Annotated in this window: 7 protein-coding genes; all 7 read right to left on the bottom strand. The window is 57.7% G+C overall.

Translation table 11 applies throughout. From position 1 onward, the window contains the following. Positions 1-1,517 precede the first annotated feature (1,517 nt). A complete protein-coding gene (locus SE92_RS32085; protein WP_063202522.1) occupies positions 1,518-2,195 on the bottom strand; it encodes a hypothetical protein in 678 nt (225 codons plus the stop codon). A 103-nt stretch (positions 2,196-2,298) separates the two neighbouring features. Then, a complete protein-coding gene (locus tag SE92_RS32080; protein ID WP_063202520.1) occupies positions 2,299-2,922 on the bottom strand; it encodes a toxin-activating lysine-acyltransferase in 624 nt (207 codons plus the stop codon). Positions 2,923-3,696: 774 nt separating this feature from the next. Then, positions 3,697-4,323: a hypothetical protein gene (locus SE92_RS32070; RefSeq protein ID WP_063202517.1), complete on the bottom strand. Its 627-nt coding sequence runs from the start codon at positions 4,321-4,323 to the stop codon at positions 3,697-3,699. Positions 4,324-4,636: 313 nt separating this feature from the next. Next, positions 4,637-5,299 carry a hypothetical protein gene (locus SE92_RS32065; RefSeq protein WP_063202515.1) on the bottom strand — a complete coding sequence of 221 codons (663 nt, stop codon included), beginning with the start codon at positions 5,297-5,299 and terminating at the stop codon, positions 4,637-4,639. A gap of 361 nt (positions 5,300-5,660) precedes the next feature. After that, positions 5,661-6,407 carry an imm11 family protein gene (locus tag SE92_RS32060; protein WP_157095775.1) on the bottom strand — a complete coding sequence of 249 codons (747 nt, stop codon included), beginning with the start codon at positions 6,405-6,407 and terminating at the stop codon, positions 5,661-5,663. Positions 6,408-6,542: 135 nt separating this feature from the next. After that, positions 6,543-7,166, bottom strand: coding sequence for a hypothetical protein (locus tag SE92_RS32055; protein ID WP_063202511.1), 624 nt, complete (start codon positions 7,164-7,166; stop codon positions 6,543-6,545). Between the two features lie 130 nt (positions 7,167-7,296). Further along, positions 7,297-7,974: a hypothetical protein gene (locus tag SE92_RS32050; RefSeq protein WP_063202510.1), complete on the bottom strand. Its 678-nt coding sequence runs from the start codon at positions 7,972-7,974 to the stop codon at positions 7,297-7,299. Positions 7,975-8,046: the final 72 nt, after the last annotated feature.

The raw sequence follows: 8,046 nt of genomic DNA, 5'->3' as shown, positions 1-8,046 counted from the left end.
CGAGCGGTTGTAGATCCAGTCCCGGCCCAAGCCCCCCGCTGTAATTGCGCGCTCACCGCCCGCGACAAAGACTGCGTCGTTACCCGCTCCTCCGTCGAGCACCATACGCAACTCGACTGGCGTGATCTCGCTATCAGGATCATCTTTGAACACATGACCGCCCGCCGGCACGTAATCGGCGCTGTATCCAAAGAGAACGTCATTTCCGTCCAATCCGCTACGCTGAGCCCACTTGGTCGCGAAAAGCAAATCTGTCTGATCTGAAGCATTTTCAGACGGAACACCAAGACCCAGTAACTGGGCCAACAAAAGCGCGTTCGCATCGACGTCGAAAGATCCCAAACTCGAACTAAATGAATCGACGGCGTCATAGATTTTGTTGATGTACGAATTTATAGCGTCCTTATTGTTGTTATAGATATACTCCCCCAGATCGGCTCCGCCGAGTGATCCCAGCACCGCGCCTGCAACACTTCCGAGGATGGTTCCAACAACTCCGTAGAGTCCACCCTTGCCCTTTAAAACGGCTGCTATGGCCGCGCCCGCGCCGATCGCTCCCGCAACACCGCCCGCCGTTTCAAAAATGAATTTGACCCAGAGTTTGTTTGCGTCGTCGATTCTATTTGCTTCTCTTAGTTCCTCTGCCTGCGCAGCAGTAACGATCGCTCCGACAATATTTCCAATGAGGCCGCTCTTGGCGATAATAAATCCGACGCCGGCCTTGGCTGCAAACTTCCACCACGCTTTAGTCGTGGCGCCCGCCTTAATGGCTTCGCTGATCTTGGCTGCTTCGACTTGCGCATCAGTTAGCAGGAGCCCAAGCTCGGTTTGGTTCAATCCAATGCCAATCGAATTTCCCGACCTCAAGATCCTGTTGGCATCTTTAACCAGTTGCTTTGTGGCAGCACTGTCGTCCAAACCAAGCAGCACATTATTGAAGAATCGACCCGACGACACTGGGCCTTCGACTAAGCCAAACGGAGCGAAGCCAGTCGCCTTAGTCGTTGAATTCTTCAGCCATTGGGTAAAAACGCCATCACTCGACAGTACGACGTTTGGGCCCGTGATTCCCCGCATCGCCGCCACGGCGTCCGGCGCAGCGGAGCCTAACAGCACTTTTCCGCCTGAGAACGTTACCGCTTTGCCGGTCGTCAGCTCTAGGTAGGCTCGCTCGACAGCATTCTTCGAAGCCTGTGTGATTGCAGCCTCGAACGCCGACAGGTCAGTTACGCCGGCCCTTATTGCAGCATCCTTAGCCGCTCTGGCGGCTCCAAGTGCCGTATCGGTATATGCAATCGTGGTGACATTGGCCGAGTTCTTGACCCAAGTTATCAGCGCGCTGACATCTGATTTTGTGAATCTTCCTAATTCTGCAATGGTCTCGGTTGTGATATAGATTTTACCAGCAAGGCTGTCCCTGAGCGCATCCAGCGCCTTTTGCCCGCCGGCCAAGAACACGTCGATTAGGAAACCCGTGTCTGCAAACTTGTTTGCGCTGACCGTGGCCATAGCTATTCCTATCCCTTACGAGGCAGTTCGTCGTCGCCGAGCAAGAGGTACTCGCCTGGCGATTCAAGCATGCGCTCGACAGTAGGTGGCGACAGATCCAGCACTTTGTCGAACCAAAGACGATTCAAAAAGCTGATGACGATTCGCTGGATTTGTGACCAACCTCGCCCACCAAGCCCGTAGATCCAAAGCTGATCGCTCACGAACGTGTCGATATTTTCGTAAGGATCGACATCTGCCTTGATCACTTCCGCCTTCCGCCGTCGATATCCTTCGAACTCTTCGAAAAACGGCGAATCGAGCAGATTCTTCATGATGTCTTTGATTTCAGACTCCAGAAGACGGCTGCTCGCGCTCTCAGCTTGAACGTGCCGAATGCGATCAGCGAGAAAGGCCAACGCGTCCACATCCGACGATATCAGGCCAGCATGCAGACGCCTCGCCAGGGCTTCGGCAAGGAACGTGTTGTCCGCAGAGCAAAGTCGCTCATGCAGAGCAGGTGCAAATGCTTCGCGGCTAGCAATGACACGGTGATATTCATCAGTCGTTCGGTTGAACGGCTTGTGCAGCCCAACGCGCTGGAAGATCGCATCCAGGCTCGGGTCGGCGGCCAAGTGCCTCGCCAATGCGAGGAGCTCCTCGGGCGTAGTCGGATCGTATCGATCGCTGTTGATGTCATCGGACATCACGAAGGTCCCCTAAAGAACAGGCACTGCGTTTCGCAATGCCACTGCATTTGGGCCTACGCAGCCCGGCCGAGTACTCCACCTGCTTCGTCCCCTAATCGCTTCAGCTCCCCATATCTTCGTCCGTTTTCCCCGCCTCCCCCACCGGCCGCACCTTCATCTTCTCCAGCACCGCGGGATCGACCAGCTGGCTCACGATCGGATGGATCCGCACCGGTTTGTCCTTCACCACCTGCTTGAAGTTGGCGAGCACGGCGGTGGCGACTTTTTGCGAGGGGGCGATGACGTCGAGCAGCCAGGTGGTCTCGCCGCTGGTCCAGTCTTCGGCCTTGAGGCGAACCGGGAATACGCGCGCCTGGATCTGTTCGCGGATCCTGGCGTCGACCTCGTCGGAGACGCTGGCCCAGATAGCGATGCCGGCGGTCTCCTCGACCTTGCCCTCGCCGCCGGCCTTGGCGATGGCGATACGGTCGCGCGTCATCGGCTCGACGACGAGGTGCATGACGTCGGCCAGGGTCTGGTTGCGGTAGCGCGGCAGGTTGAGCATGGCGAGCACGACCTCGCCGACGCCGGCCTGGATCCGCATCTTGAACGCGGCGATCTGCGCCAGCACCTGCGGATCGAGCGCGCGCTCTTTCGCAGTCGCGGGCTCGGCCGCGGCCCCGCCCTTGATCCCGTTCAGCGCCGGCTTGCCGGCGGTCGCCGTCTCGTTTGCGCTCTTTGCCATGGCTCTCGTTCCCCGCGTTCAGCCCGCTTGATGGGGCTTGTCGTGATCCCTGGGGACGTGGGCCTGCCGCTGCAGCGGGCGGCCCATCCAGACCGCTCGCTTGCCGACGAGAAGAAATCCATCATCTGCCCGATACCCGCTCCGGTTGTACCGACGGTCGCCACGGTAGCGGATGTATAATTCCGTCGCAGGTGATTGGACGCAGCCCCACCGCCCCCTCCTTCGGCATTCATAGAACGTTAACTCGGATACAACTTCAAGACGAAACCGCGATACGCCCAAAAAAATGTTTCGCGATGTGTCGATCCATTTTGCATTGTTCCAATTGACGAGCGCCGAGAGAACGCGGGGGGTTCCGGAGACGAACCCTCAGGTGCTAGAGGTTCGGAGATGGGTCGCCGCGATGACACTTGCTGCCACCGTGCCGTCCAAGGAAGAGGCTCCTGGTGGCGCGTTCTCCGAATTCTGTCAGCTTGCGCTTTCGCAGCAACGCCGCCGGCGGGCGATGAACCAACCCTAGGCAAGCGATGTTCGACCCAGCACCATAGGACGGGTTGAGCTCCTCGCGAAACCCATCTCTTGCTGATCACCGCTCCCTTCAATGGCGACCTTGATCGGACTCAAGACGGTCGGTCAGCAAGGATAGCTTCCGCTCCGCGCGATTAAGTTGAAAGGAGAAGCATTCAACGAAACGAAATTGCGACCGTGTGCGGTCAATCCACGACGAAAACAAGTGCGATGGGTTTCGCGAAGAGCTCAACCCATCCTACGGGCTCAGCCTTGGATGACCTGACACTTGAAAAGGCAAAGCGCTTTGCGAAGGCCCGCGGCCTCCAATGCATCACCGAGCGCTCCGCTCACGAACATCGACTTCAGGAGCAGAGGATCGATCCAAACGTCGGGACCACTCAGCGCATCGCGAGACACTGCGAACGCGCCGTCGGACATCGCGAACGGAAATACGCAGCGGTTACGCCCCCCGCCTGGCATGAGCGGCTCCGCGGTCGGAGAGTGGGCTTCAAGAAATGCGCTCTTCGTGCTTCCGAATATCCAGGAGAAATAGGCTCCCGCGATCGGGGTCGCGTTGTCACTTTGGAACACCCCTTCCGCAACGGGGTAGAGCGCCCCATTGCCGAGATCGAAACGGCTCAGGATTTCTGCCACGCGGGTGGAGACGATAGGTTGCCCCTCCGCAAAAAACATATCCGGGATAGGCCGATCCTCATCCGCTTCGAGCCACACGCGCTTGGGGCACATGTCCGCAGGAACGAATTCGCCACGCTCGTTGCGCCTTTCTCCTTCGAGCGCGCGCGCTTCATCATTCTGGAAAATATCCGTGTGGACATGCCGGATGAGCATGGAGGCTTGCATAGCCCTGCTGACCCATACTTGAGCGGTCATCTCAATCTCCTTGCAGCTTCCGTCGGATGATGGACGTCCGGGTCCCAGCCCGGCTCGAAGTTCAATTTTCAGCTATGACGCTGCGCGGTCCATCACACCATAAACTTTCGCCGGGCCTCACTCATCCGCTTTCTTCCCCGCCTCCCCGACCGGCCGCACCTTCATCTTCTCCAGCACCGCGGGATCGACCAACTGGCTCACGATCGGATGGATCCGCATCGGCTTCTCCTTCAGCTGCTTGAAGTTGAGCGGGCACGGCAGCAGCACGAGTCAAGTGCAACGTCACTGCAAGCCCCGAGCCCGATGATCACCCCTACACGATGGTGCATTTCGCTCGCCGCAGATTGCGGGTGAGCTTGGCCACTTTCAGCGCCGCTTCCAGCCGACCGCTCAAGAACAGCGCCCCGTCAAGCGCAGTGTCAGTCCAGAGATCACAACCTTCAAGCGCCGACGCGCTGACCGCAATATCGCTGTCTTTGGGATGACTAACCATCCACTTATCCTTCGGCCACAGCTCTGGATGGCTAAATCCACCAGTGGAGCGGTCGGGACGGAAGGTCTGCTTCTGACATCCGAGATTCAGAAAATACCAATCACCCGGTACCAGTTCGGTTCGGTTGCCCTGGTAGAGCTCGATCTTCGACAAGCCACCCCTTCCAAGATCGAAGCCGCGGAGGACCTCCGCGAAATCGGAGGACACGACGATGAATGCATTGACGCGAAAGAAATGAGGCAGCTTCTTAAAGCGGAGCTCCCTGTACCTCGGGTGAGCTCGTGTTGGACGCTCCGCTTCCGTCAATGTACCGCCGGCCTCGTGCTTGCGCATGAGCTTGTCCAAACGATCCAGTTCTTCCCGAAATTCCGTGTCTTTCCAGTAGTCCTTGCCTTCGTCGTCCGGATTCAGGTTGAATTTCGATATGATCGAAGCGTCCAGAAAGCAGTCGCTCACCCAGACTTTTTCGGTCGCGCCAGTCATTTCTATCTCGTCTCTCTGAGAATGGGCCTCAATAATGCACGAACCGATCTTCCAAGGCGACCACGCGCATGCAAGGGAGCTACGGGACTATTGTGCTTCCGCCTCCCCACCGGCCGCACCTTCATCTTCCCCAGCACCGCCGGATCGACCAGTTGGCTCATGATCGGATGGATCCGCACCGGCTTGTCCTTCACCACCTGCTTGAAATCGCGACCACGGTGGACGCATGGCTGCCGCGGTCAGCGCGAGTTGAGTGCGCTGTTACCGAATCTTCGGGAGGATATTGCGCGAAGACGTCCTTGAAATACGTCCTTGTCTCAAGGGGACAATTCTTTCCACTGCATGCCTTAGAGCCTCATGGTCAAACAACCTTCAGCCGACAATGCTTTGGAATACGTAAGCCTTGACGGGTCATTTCGGCCTGTAACTCATCGGAAAACAGGATGTTGGGTCGTTTCAGCCTGCGCTCGCGCCAAAGGTGGTTACCGGCAACCATGCTCTTCGAAACGGCCAGATCGCCGTAAGCCTTCTTTGTGGAATGGATGATCGAAAAGAAGTTTAATTCCTGCGATCCCTCATAGCCGACGCTTTCGCCCGGCACGAAGCTGTCGATGAAGTGGCGAACGATCATGCCGAAATACGGGACGGGGTATTCCTCACCCTTCTTTTGGGTAATCCGCAATGGCCAGAACTGATGCACACCTGGCTCCAGGCTCTCAATCAACTCGTGCATCTTCGCGTCGACGGCAAGAAGACGATTGGTAAGCAGGAGGAGCGCTCCGAGCGATTTGCCCGATTCGTCCAATCTAAATTCCGACGGGCGCTGATGGGATTCAGACAAAGCTCCACCGTCTTCAGTGAACTTACGGGATACCGTCTCCCTGTAATTGACATCCCAGTTGTCGAAAGCGGCCCTTTGCTCGGCGGACATTTCCTCGTCGAAATGTCGCTTGACCCCCTCTTCCCAGCCAACGAAGTCGCCGTAAGGGAAGAACTCACCGAAACTGTTAGGATCAACCAATCCCCATACCATCCACAAATTCCTCCCATCTCTGGTCGCCCCGTCACCAACGGCCGAGATGTTCTCGACATTGTCGAATCTGGCCATCGACCTTTCTTGCATGGGACTCAGGCATCCTGCTTGTTGCTCCCCGCCCCTGCCACCGGCCGCACCTTCATCTTCCCCGGCACGTCTCGCTTTCCTGAAGAACTCGCTTAGGCCTTTGGCTAGCAGGTTCGCTTCTCAGCCTTGGATGACCCGACATTTGAACAGGCGAAGCGCTTTGCGAAGGCCCGCGGCCTCCAATGCATCACCGAGCGCTCCGCTCACGAAGATCGATTTCAGCAGCAGAGGGTCGACCCAGACGTCAGGCCCACCCAGCGCATCGCGAGACACAGCGAACGCGCCGTCGGACATCGCGAACGGAAATATGCACCGGTCCCGCCTGCCTGGGCTGAGCGGCTCCGCGGTCGGAGAGTGGGTTTCCAGAAATGCTCTCTTCGCGTTTCCGAAGATCCAGGAGAAATAGGCTCCCGCCATCGGCGTCGCATTGTCGCTTTGGAATAGCCCTTCAGCAACGGAGTGGAGCGCTCCATTGCCGAGATCGAACCGGCTCAGGATTTCTGCCACGCGAGCGGAGACGACGGGTTGCCCCTCCGCAAAAAACATATCGGGGATGGGCCGATCCTCGTCTGGTTCAAGCCATATGCGCTTGGGGCACATGTCCGCGGGAACGGATTCGCCACGCACATTGCGCCTTTCTCCTTCGATAGCGCGCGCTCGATCGTTCTGGAAGATATCCGTGTAGACGTATAGAATGAGCATGGACGCTTGCATCGCATTGCTGACCCATACGTGATCGGTCATATCTTTCTCCCTGCGTGTCGCGACGGATGGTCGACGTCCGGGTGCCAGCTCGGCCGAAAGTCAGCTTCAGCTATGACGCTCAGCGTTCCGTCACACAATTTGATATCGCCATTCGCCATGACTGTCCTCGTCATCCAATAACCTTGCAACGGTGCAACCTAAATTCCGACCGATCAGCCTCGCTGAGGGACGTCCTGAGCGCCTCAACGACGCCGTCGCGCATGAAGATGCGGCCTTCGACACCAGGACACATCCAGATATCAGCTCCGACCAGCGCCGCCGGCGAAACCGCGATGTCGCCGTCCTCGAGGTAGCAAAGCGACCAGTGAGTCTGGCCTGTCTGGTGATGAGTACCTATCTTCTCGATGTTGGCGCTCAACTCGGGCAGGAAGCAGTCCTTAAAGGATCCGAAGTTGACCAGGTAGAAAGGTCCCGGCAGCGGTGTCTTCTCGTCCGCGTCGTAGATCATATAAGGAACCAGCCCGCCCGCCCCGAGATCGAATTTCGCCAGCACATCGGCAACGGGACCTTTCACGGCAAGAAACCCGCCGACGAAAAATACGTCTTTCGCACGTTTGAAATCCGACATGCTATAAACAGCCGAGGCTTCCGGCAGCTCCTCGCGCTTCAACGTATAGCCGGCGAAGTGCCGGAGGATCGCCGCACGTACATAATCGCTCTTTTTGGGAACGATATGACGCACGTAGGGGGCCTCCCACGGTTCACCGTACCACTTCTGGCGAATACCGAGCTTGTTGCCGAGATCGCCATTGCTCAGCACTTCGCTGATCCAGACCTGATCAACCATATCGTCTCCCAGAATTTCAGCTGCGAGGCCCTGCGCCCGCCGAGCTGCTATCAGCTCCCCGCTTTCCCTTCA

It is taken from the genome of Bradyrhizobium sp. AT1 (assembly GCF_001590795.1).
Classification (GTDB): domain Bacteria; phylum Pseudomonadota; class Alphaproteobacteria; order Rhizobiales; family Xanthobacteraceae; genus Bradyrhizobium.
This window is presented reverse-complemented; position numbering and strand designations above follow the sequence as displayed.

Excerpts from the sequence above, each read along its gene's own strand:
- SE92_RS32085 (WP_063202522.1), bottom strand. The coding sequence starts at position 2,195 with ATGTCCGATGACATCAACAGCGATCGATACGATCCGACTACGCCCGAG.
- SE92_RS32080 (WP_063202520.1), bottom strand. The coding sequence starts at position 2,922 with ATGGCAAAGAGCGCAAACGAGACGGCGACCGCCGGCAAGCCGGCGCTG.
- SE92_RS32070 (WP_063202517.1), bottom strand. The coding sequence starts at position 4,323 with ATGACCGCTCAAGTATGGGTCAGCAGGGCTATGCAAGCCTCCATGCTC.
- SE92_RS32065 (WP_063202515.1), bottom strand. The coding sequence starts at position 5,299 with ATGACTGGCGCGACCGAAAAAGTCTGGGTGAGCGACTGCTTTCTGGAC.
- SE92_RS32060 (WP_157095775.1), bottom strand. The coding sequence starts at position 6,407 with ATGGCCAGATTCGACAATGTCGAGAACATCTCGGCCGTTGGTGACGGG.
- SE92_RS32055 (WP_063202511.1), bottom strand. The coding sequence starts at position 7,166 with ATGACCGATCACGTATGGGTCAGCAATGCGATGCAAGCGTCCATGCTC.
- SE92_RS32050 (WP_063202510.1), bottom strand. The coding sequence starts at position 7,974 with ATGGTTGATCAGGTCTGGATCAGCGAAGTGCTGAGCAATGGCGATCTC.